The sequence below is a fragment of the Saccharothrix longispora genome (assembly GCF_031455225.1).
Lineage (GTDB): Bacteria > Actinomycetota > Actinomycetes > Mycobacteriales > Pseudonocardiaceae > Actinosynnema > Actinosynnema longispora.
Window position 1 is genome coordinate 5,838,307 of sequence record NZ_JAVDSG010000001.1, and the last position, 20,879, is coordinate 5,859,185.

Here is a 20,879-nt window from a genome sequence, read left to right on the forward strand (position 1 = left end):
GACACCGTGCCAGGTGTCGGGCCCTTCGTCTTGTTGCACACCCTCCCGCATGACCACGTGACCCCGCTGAGGCAGGTAGGCCACGTGTGCACGGGAGCAGTCTAACGCCGTGCCCTGAGCGGCACGCGCAGGACCGCCTCTGTACCGCCCTTGGGCCGCCTGCGCAAGCTCAACGAGCCCCTGAGTTCGGATTCCACCAGCGTCCTGACGATCTGGAGGCCGAGCCGGTCGGTGCGCTCCAGCGAGAACCCCTGGGGCAGGCCGCGGCCGTCGTCGGAGATCACCACGTCGAGCCACTTGGCCGAGCGCTCGGCGTGCACGACCACCTCGCCGCGCTGCCCGGGGTGGTAGGCGTGCTCGAACGCGTTCTGCACGAGTTCGGTCAGCACCATCACCAGCGGCGTGGCCAGCTCGGCCTGCACGATGCCGAACGGTCCCTCGCGGCGCACCACGACCTGCGACTCGGTGGCGGCCACGTCGGACATCATCGGGATGACCTTGTCCACCACGTCGTCCAGGTCCACCCGCTCGTCCACCGACATGGACAGCGTCTCGTGCACCAGGGCGATCGAGGTGACGCGGCGCACCGACTCGGCGAGCGCCTCGCGGGCCTCCTCGCTGCTGGTGCGGCGGCTCTGCAACCGCAGCAGCGCGGCCACGGTCTGGAGGTTGTTCTTCACCCGGTGGTGGATCTCGCGGATCGTCGCGTCCTTGGACATCAGGGCGCGGTCGCGGCGGCGGACCTCGGTCACGTCGCGGCACAGCACCAGCGCGCCCGCCGCGCTGCCCCTCGGCCGCAGCGGCAGCGCCCGGAACAGCACCGCCGCGCCCCTGCGCGACTCGGCCTCGATGCGCATCGACGGCTGCCCGTCCAGGGCCGCCCGGATGCGCTGGGCGACCTCGGTGGCGTCGAACGGGTCGCCGATCAGCGACCGCGTCAACGGCGCCAGGTGCACTCCCACCAGGTCGGACGCGTGTCCCATCCGGTGGTAGGCGCTCAGCGCGTTGGGGCTCGCGAACACCACCGCGCCGGACGCGTCGAGGCGGATCAGGCCGTCACCGACGCGCGGGCTGGTGTGCACGTCCGGGGACGGCTCGGTGGTGGGGAACGTGCCGTCGGAGATCATCTGGCACAGGTCGGCGGCGCTGCCCAGGTAGGAGATCTCCAGCGGGCTCGGCACGCGCGGCACGGCCAGGTTCGTGTTGCGGCTCAGGACGGCGATGACCTCGTCGTGCCGCTTCACCGGGATGGCCTCGCGGCGGACCGGCACGCCGAGGTGCCAGCGCGGGTCCTCCTCGCGGCAGATCCGCGCCTCGGCCATGGCGCGGCGCAGCTGGGGGTGCTCGTCGACGCCCACCGTGCTGCCCACGACGTCCTCGGGGTGCGCGGTCGGCGCCGTGGTGGGCCTGGCCTGGGCGACGCACAGGAACGTGTCGTCGTCCAGCGGCACCCACAGGAGGAAGTCGGCGAAGCTGAGGTCCGAGAGCAGTTGCCACTCGGCCACCACCAGCTGGAGGTGGTCGACGGCGGCGCCGGAGAGCTTGGTGTGCTCGGCCAGCAGGTCGGTGAGAGTGGACAGCTACTCCACCACCGCGATCAGGTCGCCCTCCTGCACCACGTCGCCCGTGGCGACCGCGATGCGGGTGATCCTGCCCGACCCCTCCGGCAGGACCGGGATCTCCATCTTCATGCTCTCCAGCACGACGACGGTGGTCTCGTGCGTGACCTCGTCACCCTCGCGCACGGCGATCTGCGCCACGTTGGCGACGATCTCGGCCCTGATCTCCTCGGCCATGGCCCTCCTTCGCTCGCGACCATCCAACCACGATTCAGACCCGGTGCCGCGCACTTCCGCGCGCGTGACACACTGTCGGGAGGTAGTTCGAGCACTAGGAGAACCCCATGTCGAAGCGTGCCCGCAAGCGCCGCGACCGCAAGAAGGGTGGCGCCAACCACGGGAAGCGCCCCAACGCCTGATCAACGCTCAGCGCGTGCGAAGGCCCCGGAGCCGCGGCTCCGGGGCCTTCGCGTTCCTCCAGGTCCTCGCGGGCGAGCTACTCGGCCGTGGTGGTCGTGATCCTCGTGGTGCGGACCTCGCGGACCTCGACGACCTCCACGACGGCCTGCTGGAGGCGCGTCCGCAGCCGCTGCTTGAGCTCCTCCGGCGCCAGCTCGCCACCGCACTTGCGGGCCAGCAGGGCCTTGAGGTGCTCCTCGATGCCGTACTGCTCCAGGCACGGGTGGCACTCGTCCAGGTGGGCCGCGAGCAGCGTCTTGCGCTTCTCGTCGCACTCGTGGTCGAGGAACAGGTAGACCTCGGCCAGGACCTCGGAGCAGTCGGTCTCGTGGTGTTCGCCGCAGCTCATCGCCCCGCCACCTCCGCCTGCCCGTCGCGGAGGAAGCCGCGCTCGCGCGCGACGTCCGCGAGCTGCTCGCGAAGCTGCCTGCGGCCCCGGTGCAACCGGGACATCACGGTGCCGATGGGGGTGCCCATGATGTCTGCGATCTCCTTGTACGCGAAGCCCTCGACGTCGGCCAGGTAGACCGCGATCCGGAACTCCTCGGGCAGTCTCTGCAAGGCGTCCTTGACGTCCGAGTCCGGCAACCGGTCGAGCGCGTCGACCTCCGCCGAGCGCAGGCCGGACGACGTGTGGCTCTCCGCCTGGGCGAGCTGCCAGTCGGTGATCTCGTCGGTCGGCTGCTGCTGCGGCTGGCGCTGCTTCTTGCGGTAGCCGTTGATGTAGGTGTTCGTGAGGATGCGGTACAGCCAGGCCTTCAGGTTCGTGCCCCGGGAGAAGGACGCGAACGCCGAGTACGCCTTGAGGAAGGTCTCCTGGACCAGGTCCTCGGCGTCGGCCGGGTTGCGGGTCATCCGCAGGGCAGCCGAGTACAACTGGTCGAGCATCGGCATGGCGTCGCGCTCGAACCTGGCCGCGCGCTCCTCCGCTGTCTCGTCAGTCGACGTGTCCTGCGTTCGCGTGGCTGGCACCGCGCTCCCTTCCCACCGGCCGGTGGGCGCGGTGGCCAAAGCTGTCTGGGACGCGTTCGAGGATACGCGGCGGTCGCCCGGTCGGCAGTGAGCCGACCCACGCGGCGGGCGGGCCTTGACCTGCCTCGCGGCCTGCTGATCCATCACCTCGGTAGCCACACCCGCACCAACGCCCGGCCCGCTCCCGGCATTCCCTCGGCTAGGGTGCGTGATCATGGCCGGACGTGGGACGCCCGCCACCGCGTTGCTGGACAAGCAGAAGGTGGCCCACACGCTGCACGCCTACGAGCACGACCCGCGGCACGAGTCGTACGGGCTGGAGGCGGCCGAGGCGCTCGGCGTCCCACCCGGGCGCGTGTTCAAGACGCTCGTCGCGGACGTGGACGGCAAGCTCGCCGTCGGCGTGGTGCCGGTCACCGGCCAACTCGACCTGAAGGCGCTGGCGGCGGCCCTGGGGGGCAAGAAGGCGAAGATGGCCGAGGTCGCGGCGGCCGAGCGCGCCACCGGGTACGTGGCGGGCGGCATCTCGCCGCTGGGGCAGAAGAAGCGCCTGCCGCTGGTGCTCGACGCGTCGGCGGAGGGCTTCGACACCGTGTACTGCTCGGCCGGGCGGCGCGGGCTGGAGGTCGAGCTGGCGCCGGCCGACCTGCTGCGGCTCACCGGTGGCGTGGTGGCCCCGATCTCGGCCTAGACCTCCAGGGGACGCAGCACGCGGGCCAGCCACTCGCCGACAGCCCGGTGCACGCCGTCCAGGTCGGCCTTGAGGTTGTGGTCGCCGGGCAGCACCACGACCTCGCGGTGGTGCGCGGGACCGGGCCGGCCGAACGGGTCGTTCTCGCCCTGCACCACCAGCGCGGACACCTCGACGGCGTCCAGTTCGGGCAGCCGGGTCTTCTCCGGCTTGCCCGGCGGGTGCACGGGGAACGCCAGGCACAGCACGGCGACCGCCTGCCCCTCCGCCGACGTCCGGCAGGCGACCCGCGCGCCCGAGGACCGGCCGCCGAACACCAGCGGCAGGTCGTCGAACCAGCGGCTGCCCAGGTCGTCCGCCACGGCCAGCCACGCCGCGTCCAGGTGGGTCGCGGGCGCGGGCGCGCGGCGGCCCGCGACCCGGTAGGGCTGCTCGACCAGCGCGACGTGCACGCCGGCGTCCACCGCCGCGCGGGCGGCGGCGACCAGGTCGGGGGCGTCGATGCCGCCGCCCGCGCCGTGGCCGAGCAGCAGTGCCGCCCGTCCTTCCGGCGCGCAGTGCAGCACGACCCGCGCGGGGCCGTGGGGGGTGTCGACGACGCGGGATGTCATGACAGCTCGAACAAGGTGGGCTCCGGTTTCTCGGACTCCCCCAGCGCGACCGCGTCCATCAGGGACGGGTCGTTGTTCCTGATGCTGTTGACCCGCGTCGACACCGGCCGCAGCTCCAGCGCCGCGACCAGGTCGGGGTCGGGCGCGAGCAGGTCGGACGGGTCGGCGTTGTCCGGGTCCAGCCACGCCGACCAGCGGTCGCGCGGCAGCACGAGCGGCATGCGGTGGTGGACGGTCGCCATCTCGCCGATGGCGTCGGTGGTGAGCACGGCGAAGGTGACGACCGGCTTGCGCTCGTCGCCCTCCTGCTGCCACCACACCGACCAGACGCCCGCCATGGCGAGGCTGCCGCCGTCGCCCGGGTTGATGAAGTACGGCTGCTTGCGCCCCTCGCCGGGCTGCCACTCGTACCAGCCGGCGGCCGGGACGATGCACCGGCGCTTGGCCGCCGAGTCGCGGTAGGCGGGCTTGGTGAGCACGCTCTCCGACCGGGCGTTGATCATCTTCGCGGCGCCGGACAGGTCCTTGGCCCAGTGCGGCACGAGGCCCCAGCGCATCGTGCGGACGCTGCGCTCGGTGGTGTCCGGGTCCGGGTTGCCCTCCTCGTCGCGCGGGTGGCGCTCGACGACCGCGGGCACGTGCTTCGTCGGCGCGACGTTGAAGTCGGGTCCGGGCGCGCCGCCCTCCGTCCCGTCCACCGCGTCGAACTCGGCCGCGAGGAGCGCCGGGTTCTTGGTGGAGGCGTACCTGCCGCACACAACGATCACCTCCGAGGTCAGCCATCGTCGCACGTCGGAAAGCCCGGTGCGAGCCGTCGACCACCCCATGCGGAATCATCGACCCATGACTCAGCAGTGGTCCGCTCCCACCGCCGACGGCCCCGTGCGCGCGACGGTACCCGTGCCCGGTTCCAAGTCGATCACCAACCGCGCGCTGGTGCTCGCCGCGCTGGCCGACGGCCCGTCGACCGTGCACGCGCCGTTGCGCAGCCGCGACACCACGTTGATGGCCGCGGCCCTGGGGTCCCTGGGGGCCGGGTTCACCGACGGCGCGGACGGCTCGTGGCGGGTCGAGCCCGGCGCGATGCGCGGTCCGGCGCGGGTGGACTGCGGTCTGGCGGGCACCGTGATGCGCTTCCTCCCGCCCGCCGCGGCGCTCGCGGTCGGCGACGTCGTGTTCGACGGCGACCCGCACGCGCGGACCCGGCCGATGAGCACGATCCTCGGCGCGCTGCGCGCCCTGGGCGCCGACGTGGACGGCGACTCGCTGCCGTTCACGCTGCACGGCAAGGGCGGGCTGCCGGGCGGCGAGGTCACCATCGACGCCTCGGCGTCGTCCCAGTTCGTGTCCGGGCTGCTGCTGTCGGGCGCGCGGTACGAGGGCGGGCTGACCGTCCGCCACGCCGGCCCGCCGGTGCCGTCGCTGCCCCACATCGGGATGACCGTCGCGATGCTGCGCGAGGCGGGCGTGGTCGTGGACGCGTCCGCCCCGGACGCGTGGCGGGTCGAGCCCGGTCCCGTGGCCGGTCGCGAGTGGCACGTGGAGCCGGACCTGTCCAACGCGACGCCGTTCCTGGCGGCGGCGGCCGTGACGGGCGGGTCGGTGACCATCCCCGGCTGGCCGGCGGAGACCACCCAGCCGGGTGGGGCGGCGCGGGAGCTGTTCGAGCGCATGGGCTGCTCCGTCGTGCTGACCGGCGACGGGCTGGTGCTGACCGGCCCGGACCGGCTCACCGGCCTGGACGTGGACCTGCGCGACGAGAGCGAGCTGACGCCGACCGTGGCGGCGCTGGCGGCGCTGGCCGACGGCCCCTCGCGCATCCGGGGCGTCGCGCACATCCGGGGCCACGAGACCGACCGCATCGCCGCGCTGGTCGCCGAGGTCAACCGGCTGGGCGGTGACGCGGAGGAGACCAACGACGGCCTGGTCGTCCGGCCCCGGCCGCTGCGCGGGGGCGAGTGGCGGGCCTACGCAGACCACCGGATGGCCACGGCCGGCGCGATCATCGGCCTGGTGGTGGACGGGGTGTCTGTGGACGACATCGGGTCGACGGGGAAGACGATCCCCGACTTCCCGGGGATGTGGGCGACGATGCTCGGGACGCGCTGACGTGGCGCGCGGCGACTGGCGGCGACTGGACGAGTCCGACGTGCGGGTGCGGCCGGGCAAGGGGACCCGGCCGCGCAGCAAGCGCCGGCCCGAGCACGCGGACGCGGTGCCCGCCATGGTCGTCGGCGTGGACCGCGGGCGGTGGACGTGCGCCGTGGAAGGCGACCCCACCCGGCTGGTCACCGCGATGCGGGCCCGGGAGCTGGGTCGCACACCGGTCGTCGTGGGCGACCGGATCGGGCTGGTCGGCGACGCGTCCGGGCAGCCCGACACGCTCGCCCGGATCGTGCGGGTGGAGGAGCGCCGGAGCGTGCTGCGGCGCACCGCCGACGACACCGACCCGTTCGAGCGGGTCGTCGTCGCCAACGCCGAGCAGCTGGTGATCGTGTCCGCGCTGGCCGATCCGCAGCCGAGGCGCGGGTTCATCGACCGCTGCCTGGTCGCCGCCTACGCGGGCGGGCTGGAACCGCTGCTGTGCCTGACGAAGTCCGACCTGGCCTCCCCCGACGAGCTGGTGGCCGCGTACGCCGAGCTGGACCTGCCGGTGGTCGTGACGCGGTCCGACGAGGACCCGGCGGAGCTGCGCGAACGGCTCGTGCACCGGCTGTCCGCGTTGATCGGGCACTCGGGGGTGGGCAAGTCGACGCTGGTCAACAGGCTGGTGCCGGACGCGAACCGCGCGGTGGGCGTGGTGAGCGGGGTCGGCAAGGGCAGGCACACGTCCACCCAGACCGTGGCGCTGGCGCTGCCCGAGGGCGGGTGGGCCGTGGACACGCCGGGCATCCGCTCGTTCGGGCTCGCGCACATCACGCCGAACGACATCGTGGGCGCGTTCCCGGACATGGCGGCGATGGCCGAGGAGTGCCCGTCCGGCTGCGGCCACCAGGGCCCGCCCGAGGACCCCGACTGCATGCTCGACGAGCTGGTCGAGACCGGTGAGGCCTCCCCCGGCCGCCTGGCCTCCCTCCGCCGCCTCCTGTCCTCCCGCAGCAAGTTCGACGAATACGACTAACCCGCGAGTCGTAAGTTCACGCAGGGCGAGTCGTAAGTTCACGCAGGGCGAGTCGTAAGTTCACGCCCTCTGAGTTCTCCGTTCGCGCCCTTGCCCAGGTGAGCACGGACTGACGACTCGCACGGCGTGGGCTTACGACTCGCACGGCGTGAACTTACGACTCGCGGGGTGGGTGCGGGGGGCCGAAGGGTGGTGTCGCTGGATCGGGTGGCTGGATGACCGCTTTCGTGTCGCGGACGCGGGGTTCGGGAGTACGGTGCGCAGCCGTGGCCAAGGTGACCGGTATCGGTGGTGTCTTCCTGCGCGCCCGCAACCCCACGCGCCTGGCCGAGTGGTACCGCCGGCACCTCGGCGTGCCGATGAGCGACGGCGCGGCCGTCACGTTCCACTGGACCTCGGACGAGACGACGACCTTCGCGCTGTTCGCCCAGGACACCGACTACTTCGGCGAACCCGGGCAGCACGCCATGCTCAACCTGCGCGTCGACGACCTGGCCGCCCTGCTCGACCAGCTCCGCGCCTCGGGCGTGGAGGTGCTGCCGGACGCGGAGGAGTCCGAGTTCGGCCTGTTCGGGTGGTGCGTCGACCCCGAGGGCAACCGGATCGAGCTGTGGCAGCCCGCGCCCGGCATGTGAGCCCGACCGCGCGGGCCGCACGCGCGGGCTACATGAGTTCGAGCAGGAACGGGAGCTCCTGCACCCCGTACCAGGCCAGCTCGTGGTCCTCCGCGCCGCCCAGCGTGAACTCCGCGTCCGGGTCGCCCAGGTCGGCCGCGTCGATCACCTCGGCCGCCGCGCGCACGTCGTCCTCCGCCTCCAGCGTGTCCAGGTGGACGGCGGCGACGAGCTCCAGCGGCACCGGCCCGGACAGCTTGACCACGGAGAAGTCCAGGTCGGGCCGCAGCTTCACGTCCTCGACGTCCACCGACACCACGGCCCGGCGCGGCACCGCCTTCTCGTTGCCCGCGATCAGCCGCAGCGACGCGCGCGCCGCGTCCAGCATCGCCGAGTACTCCAGCTCCTCGGTGTCACCGGTCGCGTAGGACTCGCGCAGCGCCGGCGTCAGCGCGAACCCCGTCCCGCCCACGGGCGCGAACCGGCCGTCGTCGACCAGGCCGCGCAGCATCGCGACCGTCGCCGGGAGGTACACCCTCATGCGGACACCGTTCCCATCAGCTCCTCCACCGACTCCTCCACCATCGCCGCCAGCACGTCCACATCGGACATCGCGTCGCGGTCGGCGTTCAAGCCGAAGTAGACCCCGCCGTCGTACGAGGTCACCCCGATGGACAGCGCCTGGTTCTTCGCCAGGGGCACCACCGGGAACATCTCGATCATCCTCGCCCCCGCCGCGTACAGCGGCACCTGGGGGCCGGGCACGTTCGTCACCACCACGTTGAACAGCCGCCGGGAGAACGACGACGCGGCCCGCGCGCCCAGGGCGTGCAGCGTCGGCGGCGCGAACCCGGAGAACCGCACCAGCGTCTGCGCCGCCACCGACTGGCCCGACTCCTGGTGCGCCCGCATCGCGTGCGACACGTGGTGCAGCCGCACCACCGGGTTCGGCTCCCCCACCGGCAGGTCCACGAAGTACGCGGCGACCCGCGCCTCGTCGTCGCGCACCGACATGGGGGCCATCGCCCGCATCGTCGTGCCCGCCGTGACGACCTCGCCGCGCGACAGCAGCCAGTTCCGCAGCGCCCCCGACAGCACGGCCAGCACGCCGTCGTTCACGGTGCCGCCGTGCACCCGCCGGATCGCCCGGAACTCGTCCAGCCGCGTCCGCGCCACCGCGAACCGCCGCTGCGGCGAGATGCGCACGTTCAGCGGGCTGCCGGGCGCGGGGGTCGCGGCCGTGCGCGCCGCCGAGACGAGCCCGCCGAACAGCCCCGCCACCTTGCGCACCGTCGCCACCGTGTCCACCGCCGCCGACCGGGCGTTCTCCACCACCTCGCCGGGCCGCTGCACGGCCTCGGCCACCGCGTCGGCCACCAGCTGGAGCCCGCTGGGCGCCGGGGACGGCATCCACAGCGACTCGACGGGGACGCGCGGCGTGCTGCTCACGTCCAGGATCACCTGGCCGATCTCGGGTGCGCCCAGGCCGTCGACCATCGCCTGGTGGGTCTTCGTGATCACCGCCGTGCGGTTCCTGGCCAGGCCCTCCACCAGGTAGATCTCCCACAGCGGGCGGGTCTGGTCCAGCGGGCGGGACATCAGCCGGGCCACCAGCTCGTGCAGCTGCTGGTCGCTGCCCGGCTTCGGCAGCGCGGAGCGGCGCACGTGGTAGGTGACGTCGAAGTCCGGGTCGTCGACCCACACGGGCCGGGCCAGCCTGCCCGGCACGTGCACGACCTTCTGCCGGTAGCGGGGCACCAGCGACAGGCGCTGCTCGATCAGCTCCACCAGGCGGTCGTAGTCGAACCCCGTGCGCGGCCGGCGGAACACCGCCACCCCGCCGACGTGCATCGGCGTCGTGGCGTCCTCCAGGTACAGGAACGAGGCGTCCAGCGCGGACAGGCGGTCGGGCATGTCGCCCAGGCTAGCCGCTGAGCGGGGTCAGTCGCTCCAGTCGGCGCAGTCGGCCACCAGCCGGCGCACGGCGTCGACCTCGGCCTCGTCGCGCTGGTGGCGGGCCAGCCTGATCGCGGCGGCGGTCGGCATGGCCCGGCGGACGCCGGCGTCCGCACCCGAGAGGAACCCGCGGAGGAACCGGGCGCGGACGAGCCGCTCGAGGGGCCGCAGGGGCGCCACCGCGATCGCCAGCCAGCTCATCGCCACGTCCACCCGCCGGTCGCCGCACGCCGCGCTCGCCCAGTCGACCACCACCGCGCCCTCCGGGCCCAGCACCACGTTCCCGGGGTGCAGGTCGAGGTGCACCAGGCCGCCGTCGCGCCCGCCGCCGAGGAAGCCGGGCGGCGGCACGTCGTCCAGCCTGCGGTGCAGCTCGGCCAGCTCGCGGCCCAGCGCGCCCGCCCGCCACGGCCTGGCGTCCAGCTCCTGCGACATGCGGGGGCCCGGCACGTACTCCATGACCAGGTCGGTCTCCGACACGTCCGCCACCCGGGGCACCGGTACGCCGCACCCGCGCAGGTAGCGCATCAGCTCGGCCTCGGGTTCGGGGTCGCGTCCCGCGCGGTCCCGCTTCACCAGCAGGCCGTCGGGACGCAGGTAGACGTCCGCCTCCCGGCCGGAGGCCAGCAGGCGGTGCGCCTCGTTGCGCGTTGCCATGTGACGATCATCATGATTGACAGCGGAGATACAAGCCCCAAACGGGTGTTGGACACTTACCGCGTGGATGTCTCCCCCAAGGACAAGTTCGTCACCGTGTACGGCCGCAAGCCCGTGCTGGAGGCGCTGGACGACCCGTCGCTGGACGTGGACAAGGTCGTGCTCGCCGACACCGCGCGCGGTCAGGCCGCCCGCGAGGTCCTCGACGCCGCCGCCCGGCGGGGCGTGCCGGTGCAGCGCGCGACGGCCCAGCGGGTCAAGGTGCTCGCCGGCAACGGCAAGCAGGACCAGGGCGTGCTGGCGGACGTCGTGGCGCCCCGCATGCGGCCCCTGGAGGTCGGCCTGCGGTCCGAGCCGCGCACCGTGCTCGTCCTGGACGGCATCACGACGCCCGCGAACGTGGGCATGATCCTGCGCACCGCGACCGCCGCCGGGATCGAGGGCATCGTCGTGCCGCGCCGGGGCGTGGCCTCCCTGGACCCGCTCGTGGTGAAGGCGTCGGCGGGCGTGGCGTTCCGGGCACCGATCCTGAAGTGCGCGACGGCCGCCGAGGCGGTGGCCGCGCTGCGCGGCCTGGACTACCCGGTGTTCGCGCTGGACGCGGCCGCCCGCGCGTCGGTGTTCACCGCCGAGCTGCCGGCGCGGGCGGCGTTCGTGCTGGGCAGCGAGACCGCGGGGATCTCGGACGACGTGCGGCCGCACGTGACCGGGTGGCTGTCCATCCCGATGTCGGCGGGCGTCGAGTCGCTGAACGTGGCCGGCGCGGCGGCCGTGCTGTGCTTCGAGGTGGCCCGCCGGCGCGCCTAGGTCGCGTCCCGGCACACCTCACGTCCCGAGGAGGACCTCGATCTCCTCGGTGGTGGCGCGGACCGAGTGGTGGTGCACCCCGACCATGCCCGCCGCCGCCGCGCCGCGGACGTTCACCGCGAGGTCGTCCACGAACACGCAGTCGGCGGGGTCGAGGCCGAGCCGGTCGGCGGTGAGCAGGTAGATCCGCCGATCGGGCTTCGCCATGCCCACCTCGCCCGAGGTGACGACGACGTCGAACAGCGGCGCCCACGCGCGGGGCGGCGCCCACAGCCCGTCGGCGTTCGACAGCACGGCGGTCCGCACCCCCGAGCCCCGGACCCGCCGCACCACCCCGACCAGCGGCGGCTCATCGGCCCCGTGGTCGTCGCCGTAGTCGGTCAGCACCCCGCCGAAGTCGAGCACCAGTCCCCGCACAGCCACTCCTTCGGGTGATCCGGGTACGAAAACCGCGTTGTCCCCCTCGGTTCAGCATGCCACCCCGCCTCCGCGCCCTGCCCCGCTCACCGCAACCCGGCACGCCGGGCCCGCTCGACGCCCGCCACTTCCTCGTCCCGCTGGTGGAAGCCCTCTCGGGGCGCAGGCCGCCGCAGCAGCTGACCGCCCTCTTCCCGACCCGGGCGCTCAAGGAGCTGCCCACGACCCCCACCACGACCCGCCTGGGGCGGTACCGGCTGTGCCACGTCGAGCCGGGGAAGGCCGAGCTGGCGGGGACCCTGCACACGCCGACCAGGACGCGGGCCTTCGCGGCGAGGGTCGAGCACTCGGGCACCCGCTGGCGGTGCACCGAGTTCCACCTGCTGCCGTGAGCCGCGCCCGGCGGGACGGCCCCGTCGGACGTGGACGTGAACGCGGGTGGGGTGGGCCGGGGGTCCCGGTCCACCCCACCCGCGTTCCACGAGGTCGCGCGGTGCGCCGGGCTACTCGCGGGGGCCCTTGCGCTGGCCCTTGGCCTGGGCGCGGGCCGCGGCCCGGCGCTCCTTCCGGGTGCCGGACTGGGGGCCGCCCTGGTTCGGGGCGCCGCCGGTGGACTCGGCGTCACCGCTCTCCGACGGACCCGTGTAGGTCAGGCCCTGCTGGGCGCCCCGGCCACCCAGGCCCTTGCCGCGCAGGGCCGGGGGGATGGCGTTGCCGCTCTGGAGCTGCGCCAGGGCGGGACCCGCGGGGGCCTGGGCCGCGCTGTCGGCTTCCTGCTGGGCCGCGGCGGCCGCGGCGGCGCGGGCGCGGGCCCGGCTGCCGGCCAGGGGCCCGCCGTTGGTGATGGAGACCTGGGGGGCGGGGGCCTCCGCGGGCGGAGCGGGTTCGGCGGCTTCAACCTGGAGGTTGAACAGGAAGCCGACGCACTCCTCCTTGAGGGCCTCCAACATGGTGTTGAACATGTCGAAGCCCTCGCGCTGGTACTCGATCAGCGGGTCGCGCTGCGCCATGGCCCGCAGGCCGATGCCCTCCTTGAGGTAGTCCATCTCGTAGAGGTGCTCGCGCCACTTGCGGTCGAGGACGGAGAGGAGCACGCGGCGCTCCAGCTCGCGCATGGCGCCCGGACCGACGCGGCCGTCGATCTCGGCCTCGCGGGCCTCGTAGGCGGCCAGGGCGTCGGCCTGGAGCTTGGCCTTGAGCCCTTCGCGGTCGACGTCCTCGTCGTCGTCCTCGAACAGCTTCTTGTGGTCGAGGGAGACCGGGTACAGCGTCTTGAGCGCCGTCCACAGCTGGTCGAGGTCCCAGTCCTCGGCGTAGCCGTCGGCGGTCGCGCCGTCGACGTAGTCGCCGACCACGGCGGTGATCATGTGGGTGACCTGGTCGCGCAGGTCCTCGCCGTCGAGCACGCGGTGGCGCTCGGCGTAGATGACCTTGCGCTGCTCGTTCATGACCTCGTCGTACTTGAGGACGTTCTTGCGGATCTCGAAGTTCTGCTGCTCGACCTGGGTCTGCGCGCTGCGGATGGCGCGGGTGACCATCTTGTGCTCGATCGGCACGTCGTCCGGCACCTTCAGCCGCGTCATGACGGTCTCGACCATGGCCGCGTTGAAGCGGCGCATCAGCTCGTCCTTCAGCGACAGGTAGAACCGCGACTCGCCGGGGTCGCCCTGACGGCCGGAGCGGCCGCGCAGCTGGTTGTCGATGCGCCGCGACTCGTGGCGCTCGGTGCCGAGCACGTAGAGGCCGCCGGCGGCCTTGACCTCCTCGGCCTCCTCCTTGACCAGGGCGCTGACCTCCTCGATCAGCTTCGCCCAGGCGGCCTCGTACTCCTCCGGGTTCTCGACCGGGTCGAGGCCGCGCTCGCGCAGCTCGTGGTCGGCGATGATGTCCGGGTTGCCGCCGAGCACGATGTCGGTGCCTCGACCGGCCATGTTGGTGGCGACGGTGACGGCGCCCTTGCGGCCGGCCTTGGCGATGATCAGCGCCTCGCGGTCGTGGTGCTTGGCGTTGAGGACCTCGTGCGGGATGCCCTTGCGGACGAGCAGCTTGGACAGGTACTCGGAGCGCTCGACGCTGGTGGTGCCGACGAGGACGGGCTGGCCCTTCTCGTGCCGCTCGGCGATGTCGTCGGCGACGGCGTCGAACTTCGCCTCCTCGGTCTTGTAGACGAGGTCGGCCTGGTCCTTGCGCTGCATCGGCCGGTTGGTGGGGATGGGCACCACGCCGAGCTTGTAGGTCTGGTGGAACTCCGCCGCCTCGGTCTCGGCGGTACCGGTCATGCCGCCGAGCTTCTCGTAGAGGCGGAAGTAGTTCTGGAGGGTGATCGTGGCGAGCGTCTGGTTCTCCGCCTTGATCTCGACGCCCTCCTTGGCCTCGATCGCCTGGTGCATGCCCTCGTTGTAGCGGCGGCCGGCGAGGACGCGACCGGTGAACTCGTCGACGATCATGACCTCGCCGTTGCGGACGATGTAGTCCTTGTCCTTGGCGAACAGCTCCTTGGCCTTGATCGAGTTCTGGAAGTAGCCGACGAGCGGGGTGTTGGTCGAGTCGTAGAGGTTCTCGATGCCGAGCTGGTCCTCGACGAACTGGACGCCGGCCTCGGTGACGCCGATGGTGCGCTTGCGCTCGTCCACCTCGTAGTGGGTGTCCCGGCGCATCCGGGTGGCCAGGCGCGCGAACTCGACGTACCAGCGGGACGACTGGTCGGCCGGGCCGGAGATGATCAGCGGCGTGCGGGCCTCGTCGATGAGGATGGAGTCGACCTCGTCGACCAGGGCGAAGAAGTGGCCGCGCTGGACCATCTCGTCGCGGCTCCACGCCATGTTGTCGCGGAGGTAGTCGAAGCCGAACTCGTTGTTCGTGCCGTAGGTGATGTCGGCGTTGTAGGCGACCCGCCGCTGCTCGGGCGTCATCTCCGAAAGGATCGCGCCGACGGTGAGGCCGAGGAAGCGGTGGATGCGGCCCATCCACTCCGCGTCGCGGCGGGCGAGGTAGTCGTTGGTCGTGACGACGTGCACGCCCTTGCCGGCGATGGCGTTCAGGTAGCTGGGCAGCACCGAGGTCAGGGTCTTGCCCTCACCGGTGCGCATCTCGGCGATCTGCCCGAGGTGCAGCGCCGCGCCGCCCATGAGCTGGACGTCGAACGGGCGCTGGCCCAGGGTGCGCTTGGCGCCCTCGCGGACGACGGCGAACGCCTCGGGCAGCAGTTCGTCGAGCGACTCGCCGTCCGCGTGGCGCTTGCGGAACTCCTCGGTCCTCGCGCGCAACTCCGCATCGGAGAGGTCGACGACGTCGTCTTCGAGGTTGTTGATGTGCGCTGCGATGTTGCGCAGGCGCTTGAGCATCTTGCCCTCGCCAGCGCGGAGCAGTCGGGACAGCACCATCCGGGTCGACCTCATTACCTCATCGCGACGCGCCCGGGGGACGGGCGCCTTCCACAGCCCCGTCACGGCCATGACGAGGCTTCACCACCCGCCATCGTAGGCAAGTCGTGAAGGTGTGTGCACAGACACAGGTAGGAAGGGGTGCGGAACGCCCTGTGACGACCGCCCGGAGCGCGCGACCAAGATCACGGAGAGCGACGGGCCGGCGCGGGAGGTCGACGGCGGGACCACCGCCGTGCGGGCAGGGGGCAACCCCCGGCGTACGAGGGACGCCGGGGGTCGCGAAGTCGAGTGGCGGGGACTGTGGCAGGCGGCGCTCAGGCCAGCCTGATCACGCCGTAGTCGAATCCCTTTCGGCGGTAGACGACGCTCGGACGTCCGGAGTCCGCGTCGGAGAACAGGTAGAAGTCGTGGCCGACCAGTTCCATCTCGTAGAGGGCCTGGTCGACGGTCATCGGCTTGGCGGCGTGCTCCTTCTCGCGCACGATCCGGCCGGGCAGGTTGTCCTCGACGCCGTCTTCCCAGCGTTGGGCGGGCACGTCCGCGGCGCCCTCGTGCGAGTGTTCCGGCTCGGCGGTCTCCAGCACGGCGGTGCGGCCGAGCCACATGCCCTGCGCCTGACCGTCGTGGTCGGGGCCGAGGAGAAGGGAGTCCCCGAGCCCGCTGGTCGCCTCGGCGACCGATGTGGGGCCACGGCGCCCGTGGTGCACGCGCCTGCGGTCGTGCGAGCGGCGCAAACGGCCCTCGAGCTTCGCGACCGCGGCGTCCAGGGCGGCGTAGAAGTCGCCCGCACACGCTTCCGAGCGGACCACCGGTCCACGTCCCTTGCCGGTGATCTCGACGCGCTGGCAGTTCTTCGACTGCCTGCGGTTGGGCTCGTGGAACAGCTCCACGTCGAAGCGGATGACCTTGCGGTCGTAGCGCTCAAGGCGGGCCAGCTTTTCGGCGACGTGAACCCTGTAGTGATCGGGCACCTCGACGTTGCGGCCCTTCACGACGATGTCCATACACGACCTCCCTCGCTTAGGGGCGAGCTACGGCTTCGGATCGTTTGGCACCGGGATTTGCGATCTGGTTCGCGAACACGTTGCGGAGGGTTGTCCTCAGCATCCCGCCGGTGCCGGAGTCATGGGCTGTTCGCCTCCTCCCCGCGTTCCGGGAACGCTGATAGCGCTGGACGTTAGCCCGGTATTCGCCGCTGCGACAGCCCCCGGGGCGGGGGAACTCGAAGAATTTCCGCCGGTGACTCTGAGCGACCGAAAACGGACGCCACCTGTGGATCGGGTGGACGCGTCGAGACTCCTCCAGGCCGGCCGCTCACCCGAACGGTCCAGCCGCGCACCGGCATCCGTCAGCAGAGCGGTTACCTCCAACGGCCTCGGTGGGGGTCTCATATCCGGCCAACGGACGAAGCTCCCGAGAGGTTCCCGGGTTGTTTCACCCGTGTGGGTGGGGTCGGCGGGCAGTGGTCAGTACGAGAACGAGGGATACCCGGAACCCGCCCGTTCTTAACGTCGAAATGCAGGCGGATGCCGTGGAACCTGTGGTGATCACGTCGTCCAGCAGGACAATCGCGCTCCCGGGCGGCGGGAGGCCGTCCGGGACGAGGCGCAGTCGGCCGGTGAGATTCGCCCGGCGGGCCGCCGGCGACAACCCCACCGAATCACGAACTCCTTTCACGAATGCGAGTGCGGGCGCCGTGGAAAAGCCGGACGCACGTGCCACCCCCAGCACGTGGGAGCCGCCGCGGGCCCGCGCCGCCGACCGCCGGGACGGTGCCGGCACCAGCCACGGCTCGGGTCCGGCCTCGGGCAGCAGCGGCAGGGCGGCGGCCACGAGCGCGCCGAAGACGACCGCCAGCTCGCGCCGCCCGCGCTCCTTGAACGCGAGCACCGCCTCGCGCGCCGCGCCCGCGTAGTCGGCCAGGGCGTACACCGGCGGGCCGGTGCCGGAACCGGGCACGCGCCCGGGCGGCCCGAACGCGGCGAGGCACAGCGGGCACAGCCGGGCGCCCGGGCGGGAGCAGCCGGCGCAACGGGGCGGGAACAGCACGTCGAGGACCATGCGCGGAACCCTGCCGGCGACCGCCGGCGACACCGCAGGTCGAGCTCCCGACACACGAACGGGTGAACCCGAGGAACCGCAGGTCAGCCGGGGTAGAACGCCTGCGTTCCCGGCGCCACGGCGGTCGTCGACACACGCCACACGTCACCGACGTCGCCTGCGCTCCACAACCCGCTCTGGTCCACCGCCAGCACGTTGCGCCCCGGCGCGGCGGTCACCGAACCCACCGGCACGGTCAGGTTCGAGGTGTTGTACCGCTCGATCCGCAGCCCGTCGATGTTGACCTTCGCGATCGGCCACGCGGCCAACGACGTGCTCGCCACCACCACGTCCTGCGCCAGCCAGTCCAGCGACAGCGCGGACGTGCCCAGCACGGACGGCTGGAGGTTGCGCGGCGCCCGCAGCGACACCGCCGAGTCCTGCCCGCGCACGACGGCCGCCACGATCAGCTTGCCGTCCACCACCGCGGCCACCCGCGTGCCGTCCCGGGACAGCCGCAGCTCGGTGATCTTCCCGATCAGCGCCAGCTCCGAGGCGTTCACGGCGTTGGCCGTCCACCCGTTGTCCGTCCGGATCACGCGCACCACGTCGGTGCCGTCGACGACCGTCCACACCTCGCTGCTCGGCTCGTCCTGGCGCCCGCTGAGCAGCCACGTCGGTCGGGTGAGGGTGTTCGCGACCAGGTCGACCTGGGCCAGGTCCGACTGGACGCCGCCGACCCGCAGCCGCGGGGACGCCCCGGTCCGGGCCACCACGGCCAGCTGGCTGCCGTCCATCGACTGCGCGGCGCTGAGCACCTCGTACGCGCCCTGGCCCGCCGGGCCGGGCAGGGGGTCGCCGTTGACCTGCCGGACCCGCCGGTTCTCCACCAGCAGGCCGGTCAGGCCGGCGGCGGGCGTGGTCAGCGCCTCGCCGGTCTGCACGTCGGCGGGCCGCCACTCCTCCTGGTCCGCGGAGATCGGCTGACCCTCCACCAGCACCCGGATGCGGCTGCTGGTCACGCCCGCGAGGGACTTCACCACCTGGGCCACGATCCGCCGGGCGGCGGCGGCCGTGATGTCCCCGACCTTCGTCAGGTCCACCTCCAGCGCCCCGTTGTCGTTCTCGGCGGTGTTCTTCCGCTGCGCCGCGCCGTTGGGCACGGCCGTGGACAACGCGCCCCGCATCCCGACCGCGGGTCCCTTGAGCAGCAGGTTCACCACCCGGCTCGGGATCGACGTGGACGGCGCGATGACCACCCACCTCGGGTCGGGCACGAGCACGCCGAAGTCCTGGTCGTAGAAGTACAGCGTCACGCGCCGGTAGTTCTGCTGGAACCCGGCGAGCGGCACGAAGATGCCGTCCGGGGGTTCGGAGATGCGCCACTGGTCCTGGTCGTCGCGCTGGAGCCCGATGGGCGTCTCCAGGTTGCCGAGCAGCTGCACGAACGAGTTGTCCTCCAGTTGGAGGCGGCCGACGTTCTTGCCCTGGAGCAGCACGGTGCGCTGCTCGCCGTCGTCCGCCGCGGCGGCCGTGGGGACGGTGTTGAACGTGGTCTCGATGATCGCGGGCGCGCCCTTGGTGTCCCAGGTCTTCTCCGCCTCCGGCGTCAGGTAGGCCCTGGCGGCGGCGTAGTCGTTCTCGGGGTTGGCGGCGGCGTTGACGAACTCGCGGACCAGGGTCAGCGGGTCGATGCCCTCGACCGGCTCCGGCGCGGCGACCGCGCTGGCGTTGCCCGCGGACGGGTTGACCGGGATCGGCGAGGTCTGGGTGGGGATCGCGGCGCACCCCGCCGCGACGGGCAGCACGCCCAGCAGCAGCACGAGCAACGCCTTCCGGAACGACCTCACCTGACCTCCTCGCGCTCGGCGGTGACCGGTTCGGCGGGCTGCCACGTGATCTCCTCCTGGGTCAGCTCGACCTCCCCGGTGTGCTCGGGCGCCTCCGGCCCGGGTTCGGGCTGGACGACCGGCGGCAGGTCGGGCGGCTCCAGCGGCAACGGGCTGGAGTGCACCTCCTGGCCGTGCCGGCACGGCAGGGTCAGCCGGAACACCGCGCCGTGGCCGCGCTCACCCCACGCCTGGAGCCAGCCGCCGTGCAGCCGGGCGTCCTCCAGGCTGATGGACAGGCCGAGGCCGGTGCCGCCGGTGCGCCGGTTGCGCGACGGGTCGGCCCGCCAGAACCGGTTGAACACGAGGTCGGCCTCGCCCGCGCGCAGGCCGACGCCGCGGTCCCGCACGGTCACCGCGACGGCCTCGCCGTCGCTGCGCAGGGTCAGCTCGACCGGCATGCCCTCGCCGTGGTCGATGGCGTTGGCCAGCAGGTTGCGCAGGATGCGCTCGACGCGCCGCGAGTCCAGCTCGGCGGTCACCTCGTGGTCCGGCAGGTCCATCACGATGGTGGTGCCGTTGCTGTTGGCGATGGCGCGCACCGCGTCGTGGGCGCGGCGGGCCAGCACGCGGATGTCGACCAGCTCGGCCGCCAACTCCTCCACGCCCGCGTCGAGCCTGCTGATCTCCAGCAGGTCGCCCAGCAGCGACTCGAACCGGTCCAGCTCGTCGACCAGCAGTTCGGTGGAGCGCGACAGGCCGGGCGGGAACTGCTCGCGCGAGGCGTGCAGCACGTCCGCCGCCATGCGCACGGTGGTCAGCGGGGTGCGCAGCTCGTGGGACACGTCGGAGGTGAAGCGGCGCTGGAGTGTGCCGAACGCCTCCAGCTGGTGGATCTGCCGCTGGATGCTGGCCGCCATCTCGTTGTACGACTCGGCCAGGCGCGCCACGTCGTCCTCGCCGACCACGGGCATCCGCTCGTCGAGGTCCCCGTCGGCGAACCGCTCGGCGATCTCGGCGGCCTGCCGCACCGGGCGCACGACCTGCCGGGTGACGAGGTTCGCGATCACCGCGAGCAGCAGGAGCAGCACGACGCCGCCGATGAGCAGGGTGTTCTGCACGACGGCGGCGGTGGCCTGCTCGCTGGTCAGCGGGAACAGCAGGTAGAGGTGCATGGCGCGGGTCGAGGTGTTCACCGCGCGGCCCACGACCAGCAGGGTCGTCGGGCCGGTCTCCCGCTCCACGGTGGTGATCTGGTAGCCGGCGCTGCCCCGGTCGAGCATCTTCGTCAGGTCCGCGGGCACGTCGCGCCAGCGGCCCACGGCGACGGGCTGGCCGTCGGAGCCGGTGCCGCCGACCGGGTCGTACAGGACGGGCTCGAACGCGCCCGCGCCCAGGCTGGTCGGGTCGAGGTCCACGCCCGAGCTGTTGATCTTGTTCAGGGCGGTGGTGAACCGCGTCTTCACGCTGTCCGGACCGGGGTTGAGGCCCGCCAGGTCCGGCTGGATCGCCGCCGCGCTCGCCTCGCCCTGGCGCAGCGCCGCCTCGATCTTGGTCTCCAGCAGCTGCCCGGTGATCTGCACCTGGAGCACCATGCCCAGGACGAACACCACGGCCGAGGACAGCGCGAGGGTGGACACCACGACCCGCAGCTGGAGCGAGCGGCGCCACAGCTCGCCGAACGCGACCACCCGCCGACGAGCGCGGTCGACCCCGCGGCGCGCTTCGCGCACCACGGGGTCGAGGAGTCGCGGGGTCAT

General features: G+C 72.7%; 22 protein-coding genes. 7 read left to right on the top strand and 15 right to left on the bottom strand.

The genetic code is table 11. The annotated features are described in order from the left end of the window. Window positions 1–101: 101 nt before the first annotated feature. Window positions 102–1,580 carry a PAS domain-containing sensor histidine kinase gene (locus tag J2S66_RS24425; RefSeq protein WP_306748685.1) on the bottom strand — a complete coding sequence of 493 codons (1,479 nt, stop codon included), beginning with the start codon at window positions 1,578–1,580 and terminating at the stop codon, window positions 102–104. Then, window positions 1,581–1,796, bottom strand: coding sequence for a biotin/lipoyl-binding carrier protein (locus tag J2S66_RS24430; protein WP_306748493.1), 216 nt, complete (start codon window positions 1,794–1,796; stop codon window positions 1,581–1,583). Window positions 1,797–1,903: 107 nt separating this feature from the next. Between J2S66_RS24430 and J2S66_RS37210 the strand changes: the two genes are divergently transcribed. After that, window positions 1,904–1,978: a 50S ribosomal protein bL37 gene (locus J2S66_RS37210; RefSeq protein ID WP_096498094.1), complete on the top strand. Its 75-nt coding sequence runs from the start codon at window positions 1,904–1,906 to the stop codon at window positions 1,976–1,978. Window positions 1,979–2,055: 77 nt separating this feature from the next. Here J2S66_RS37210 and rsrA read toward each other — a convergent pair whose 3' ends face one another. Then, the gene (rsrA, locus tag J2S66_RS24435) at window positions 2,056–2,367 is read right to left on the bottom strand and encodes a mycothiol system anti-sigma-R factor (protein WP_310309614.1); all 312 of its coding nucleotides are present in this window, start codon (window positions 2,365–2,367) and stop codon (window positions 2,056–2,058) included. Beyond that, window positions 2,364–2,990 carry a sigma-70 family RNA polymerase sigma factor gene (locus J2S66_RS24440; RefSeq protein ID WP_310309615.1) on the bottom strand — a complete coding sequence of 209 codons (627 nt, stop codon included), beginning with the start codon at window positions 2,988–2,990 and terminating at the stop codon, window positions 2,364–2,366. The genes rsrA and J2S66_RS24440 overlap by 4 nt, the downstream gene beginning before the upstream one ends. A 214-nt stretch (window positions 2,991–3,204) precedes the next feature. Between J2S66_RS24440 and ybaK the strand changes: the two genes are divergently transcribed. Next, complete coding sequence (gene ybaK / locus J2S66_RS24445) at window positions 3,205–3,681, top strand: Cys-tRNA(Pro) deacylase (RefSeq protein ID WP_306748497.1); 477 nt, start codon at window positions 3,205–3,207, stop codon at window positions 3,679–3,681. On the opposite strand, the gene J2S66_RS24450 is transcribed toward ybaK, so the two are convergent. Both J2S66_RS24450 and J2S66_RS24455 read right to left on the bottom strand, forming a co-directional pair. Continuing rightward, window positions 3,678–4,292, bottom strand: a complete 615-nt coding sequence (locus J2S66_RS24450; protein ID WP_310309616.1) for an alpha/beta hydrolase family protein — start codon at window positions 4,290–4,292, stop codon at window positions 3,678–3,680. The two genes, ybaK and J2S66_RS24450, sit on opposite strands and share 4 nt — an antisense overlap. Further along, window positions 4,289–5,050 carry an SOS response-associated peptidase gene (locus tag J2S66_RS24455; protein ID WP_310309617.1) on the bottom strand — a complete coding sequence of 254 codons (762 nt, stop codon included), beginning with the start codon at window positions 5,048–5,050 and terminating at the stop codon, window positions 4,289–4,291. Before J2S66_RS24455 ends, J2S66_RS24450 begins: the two co-directional genes overlap by 4 nt. A gap of 85 nt (window positions 5,051–5,135) precedes the next feature. On the opposite strand from J2S66_RS24455, the gene aroA reads away from it, so the two are divergent. From aroA to J2S66_RS24470, 3 genes are all read left to right on the top strand, one after another. Next, the gene (gene aroA / locus J2S66_RS24460; protein ID WP_310309618.1) at window positions 5,136–6,401 is read left to right on the top strand and encodes a 3-phosphoshikimate 1-carboxyvinyltransferase; all 1,266 of its coding nucleotides are present in this window, start codon (window positions 5,136–5,138) and stop codon (window positions 6,399–6,401) included. Between the two features lies 1 nt (window position 6,402). Beyond that, window positions 6,403–7,413 (top strand): ribosome small subunit-dependent GTPase A, encoded by a 1,011-nt coding sequence (rsgA, locus tag J2S66_RS24465; protein WP_310309619.1) that lies wholly within the window; start codon window positions 6,403–6,405, stop codon window positions 7,411–7,413. Between the two features lie 266 nt (window positions 7,414–7,679). Next, a complete protein-coding gene (locus J2S66_RS24470; RefSeq protein ID WP_306748502.1) occupies window positions 7,680–8,048 on the top strand; it encodes a VOC family protein in 369 nt (122 codons plus the stop codon). A 28-nt stretch (window positions 8,049–8,076) separates the two neighbouring features. Here the strand turns inward: J2S66_RS24470 and J2S66_RS24475 are convergent, their stop codons facing one another. The 3 genes from J2S66_RS24475 to J2S66_RS24485 are packed head-to-tail and all read right to left on the bottom strand — an operon-like array spanning window position 8,077 to window position 10,640. Continuing rightward, on the bottom strand, window positions 8,077–8,568 hold the full coding sequence (locus tag J2S66_RS24475; protein ID WP_310309620.1) for a DUF6912 family protein: 492 nt from the start codon (window positions 8,566–8,568) through the stop codon (window positions 8,077–8,079). Then, on the bottom strand, window positions 8,565–9,941 hold the full coding sequence (locus tag J2S66_RS24480; RefSeq protein ID WP_310309622.1) for a WS/DGAT/MGAT family O-acyltransferase: 1,377 nt from the start codon (window positions 9,939–9,941) through the stop codon (window positions 8,565–8,567). The genes J2S66_RS24475 and J2S66_RS24480 overlap by 4 nt, the downstream gene beginning before the upstream one ends. A gap of 27 nt (window positions 9,942–9,968) precedes the next feature. Continuing rightward, on the bottom strand, window positions 9,969–10,640 hold the full coding sequence (locus J2S66_RS24485) for a phosphotransferase (RefSeq protein ID WP_310309623.1): 672 nt from the start codon (window positions 10,638–10,640) through the stop codon (window positions 9,969–9,971). Between the two features lie 63 nt (window positions 10,641–10,703). Here J2S66_RS24485 and J2S66_RS24490 point away from each other — a divergent pair, with 63 nt between their 5' ends. Beyond that, a complete protein-coding gene (locus J2S66_RS24490) occupies window positions 10,704–11,447 on the top strand; it encodes a TrmH family RNA methyltransferase (RefSeq protein ID WP_374726126.1) in 744 nt (247 codons plus the stop codon). Window positions 11,448–11,465: 18 nt separating this feature from the next. Here J2S66_RS24490 and J2S66_RS24495 read toward each other — a convergent pair whose 3' ends face one another. Then, complete coding sequence (locus J2S66_RS24495; RefSeq protein WP_306748507.1) at window positions 11,466–11,870, bottom strand: HAD-IA family hydrolase; 405 nt, start codon at window positions 11,868–11,870, stop codon at window positions 11,466–11,468. 50 nt (window positions 11,871–11,920) lie between these two features. On the opposite strand from J2S66_RS24495, the gene J2S66_RS24500 reads away from it, so the two are divergent. Beyond that, entirely contained in the window at window positions 11,921–12,256 is a 336-nt protein-coding gene (locus J2S66_RS24500; protein WP_310309624.1) for an Rv3235 family protein, read from the top strand. Window positions 12,257–12,367: 111 nt separating this feature from the next. Here the strand turns inward: J2S66_RS24500 and secA are convergent, their stop codons facing one another. The 5 genes from secA to mtrB form a co-directional block, all read right to left on the bottom strand. Further along, complete coding sequence (secA, locus tag J2S66_RS24505; protein WP_310309626.1) at window positions 12,368–15,247, bottom strand: preprotein translocase subunit SecA; 2,880 nt, start codon at window positions 15,245–15,247, stop codon at window positions 12,368–12,370. 317 nt (window positions 15,248–15,564) lie between these two features. After that, a complete protein-coding gene (gene hpf, locus J2S66_RS24510; RefSeq protein WP_310309628.1) occupies window positions 15,565–16,254 on the bottom strand; it encodes a ribosome hibernation-promoting factor, HPF/YfiA family in 690 nt (229 codons plus the stop codon). A gap of 430 nt (window positions 16,255–16,684) precedes the next feature. Continuing rightward, a complete protein-coding gene (locus J2S66_RS24515) occupies window positions 16,685–17,311 on the bottom strand; it encodes a ComF family protein (RefSeq protein WP_310309629.1) in 627 nt (208 codons plus the stop codon). A gap of 83 nt (window positions 17,312–17,394) precedes the next feature. Then, window positions 17,395–19,140 (bottom strand): LpqB family beta-propeller domain-containing protein, encoded by a 1,746-nt coding sequence (locus J2S66_RS24520; RefSeq protein ID WP_310309630.1) that lies wholly within the window; start codon window positions 19,138–19,140, stop codon window positions 17,395–17,397. Beyond that, on the bottom strand, window positions 19,137–20,879 hold the full coding sequence (gene mtrB / locus J2S66_RS24525) for an MtrAB system histidine kinase MtrB (protein WP_310309632.1): 1,743 nt from the start codon (window positions 20,877–20,879) through the stop codon (window positions 19,137–19,139). Before mtrB ends, J2S66_RS24520 begins: the two co-directional genes overlap by 4 nt.

Bases quoted from the DNA above. Each gene is read 5' to 3' on its own strand.
- hpf (WP_310309628.1), bottom strand. From the start codon at position 16,254: ATGGACATCGTCGTGAAGGGCCGCAACGTCGAGGTGCCCGATCACTAC.
- J2S66_RS24430 (WP_306748493.1), bottom strand. From the start codon at position 1,796: ATGGCCGAGGAGATCAGGGCCGAGATCGTCGCCAACGTGGCGCAGATC.
- mtrB (WP_310309632.1), bottom strand. From the start codon at position 20,879: ATGACCCCGCGACTCCTCGACCCCGTGGTGCGCGAAGCGCGCCGCGGG.
- secA (WP_310309626.1), bottom strand. From the start codon at position 15,247: ATGGTGCTGTCCCGACTGCTCCGCGCTGGCGAGGGCAAGATGCTCAAG.
- J2S66_RS24450 (WP_310309616.1), bottom strand. From the start codon at position 4,292: ATGACATCCCGCGTCGTCGACACCCCCCACGGCCCCGCGCGGGTCGTG.
- J2S66_RS24475 (WP_310309620.1), bottom strand. From the start codon at position 8,568: ATGAGGGTGTACCTCCCGGCGACGGTCGCGATGCTGCGCGGCCTGGTC.
- J2S66_RS24480 (WP_310309622.1), bottom strand. From the start codon at position 9,941: ATGCCCGACCGCCTGTCCGCGCTGGACGCCTCGTTCCTGTACCTGGAG.
- J2S66_RS24515 (WP_310309629.1), bottom strand. From the start codon at position 17,311: ATGGTCCTCGACGTGCTGTTCCCGCCCCGTTGCGCCGGCTGCTCCCGC.
- J2S66_RS24500 (WP_310309624.1), top strand. From the start codon at position 11,921: ATGCCACCCCGCCTCCGCGCCCTGCCCCGCTCACCGCAACCCGGCACG.
- rsrA (WP_310309614.1), bottom strand. From the start codon at position 2,367: ATGAGCTGCGGCGAACACCACGAGACCGACTGCTCCGAGGTCCTGGCC.
- aroA (WP_310309618.1), top strand. From the start codon at position 5,136: ATGACTCAGCAGTGGTCCGCTCCCACCGCCGACGGCCCCGTGCGCGCG.
- J2S66_RS24485 (WP_310309623.1), bottom strand. From the start codon at position 10,640: ATGGCAACGCGCAACGAGGCGCACCGCCTGCTGGCCTCCGGCCGGGAG.
- ybaK (WP_306748497.1), top strand. From the start codon at position 3,205: ATGGCCGGACGTGGGACGCCCGCCACCGCGTTGCTGGACAAGCAGAAG.